General features: G+C 44.4%; 2 protein-coding genes and 1 other annotated feature. Both genes read right to left on the bottom strand.

Features of this window, described 5'->3' with window-relative positions:
• The coding region (gene cysE, locus CVN76_RS05065; RefSeq protein ID WP_198512488.1) for a serine O-acetyltransferase at positions 1-441 on the bottom strand (441 nt) is incomplete at its 3' end.
• Between the two features lie 79 nt (positions 442-520).
• Positions 521-769: a binding site (T-box leader), on the bottom strand.
• Between the two features lie 42 nt (positions 770-811).
• Positions 812-1,530: glutamate--tRNA ligase family protein (locus CVN76_RS05060; RefSeq protein WP_232732111.1), on the bottom strand; the 719-nt coding region annotated here is incomplete at its 5' end.

The raw sequence follows: 1,530 nt of genomic DNA, 5'->3' as shown, positions 1-1,530 counted from the left end.
AGCACCGATTTTGGAGTTCTCCCCGATAGTGATCGAACCCAGAACCTTTGCTCCAGTTGCAATCAGTACATTATCCTTTATCGTCGGATGACGTTTCCCTTTTTCCTTTCCTGTCCCGCCAAGGGTTACGCCTTGAAAGACAGATACATTATCACCAATCTCGCACGTTTCGCCGATGACGATTCCCATTCCGTGGTCGATGAAGAAGCGACGGCCGATGGTGGCCCCTGGATGGATTTCAATCCCGGTAAAAAAGCGGCTGACTTGGGATATGCTTCTCGCCAGGAAAAAAAACTTCTTCTTAAACAGGGCGTGTGCCATCCTATGACTCCAGATTGCATGTAAACCCGCATAAGTCAAGATGACCTCCAAATAGCTGCGCGCAGCAGGGTCTTGATCAAAAACCACTTCGATATCCTCTTTAAACATCTTGAACAAAATGATCCCCCCTATGTTCCGTACTTCTCCTGCATCTCCCATTAGCTTTTTATGCATATAAAAAAGCGTCTCTGTCGAAATAGACAGAGACGCTTCAAGCGCGGTTCCACTCTGTTTGGCATGTACGAAGCAGGTTCATCATAACCCTGTCTTTCCATCCCCAACTTTAATCCTTGTAACGGAGGACATTCCGCCTGTGCCTACTATAAGTTAGTTCAGCAAAGGACTCAAGGGTGCATTTCGGAAAACGAGAGGCTTAAACCACTTTCAGCAGGTTATGGTTCTCTCTAAAAAGCATCGTTTCCTTACTTCTCCCCATCTACGCGTTCTTTTGTAAGATTATTAAATACTATATTACATTTTTGACTAATTGTTAATATAAAATACTCTGTAGCCGTTGTTTAATTTTTTCCTTACCCAATAACGATATCGCCTTAGGCAAATCAGGACCATGTGTTTGACCGGTAACGGCAGCCCGAATTGGCATGAATAATTTTTTCCCTTTATGGCCGGTGCTTTTTTGGACCGCTTTAATCGACTTCTTGATTTCATCGGCACTAAACTCTTCCAGACCCTCGATTTCCTGAAGGAAAGCCTTCATGACCTCCGGTACTTGTTCCTCAGCCAGCACTTCCTTCGCTTCCGCTTCGAACTCGACCTCATCCTTGAAAAACAGTTGGGATAGCTCAACGATTTCCGCCCCGAAGCTCATCTGCTCTTGATAAAGGGACACAAGGCCATGTACCCACTCTTTCTCATCTGCTGTCATTGATTTGGAGACCTTTCCGGCTTCAATCAAGTGGGGCAATGACAATTCCACTGCCGAATCAGCATCCAGTTGCTTCACATACTGATTATTCATCCACGTAAGCTTTTGCTTATCGAAAAGTGCCGGTGATTTGGACAATCGATCTGCATCGAAAATATTAATGAATTCTTCCTTCGTGAAGATTTCTTCCTCCCCGACCGGAGACCAGCCAAGTAATGTAATGAAATTGAATAAGGCCTCAGGCAGGTATCCAAGTTCTTCATATTGCTCAATGAATTGAATGATCGATTCATCCCGTTTACTTAGTTTCTTCCTGCTTTCAT

It is taken from the genome of Bacillus sp. mrc49 (assembly GCF_002803435.1).
This window is presented reverse-complemented; position numbering and strand designations above follow the sequence as displayed.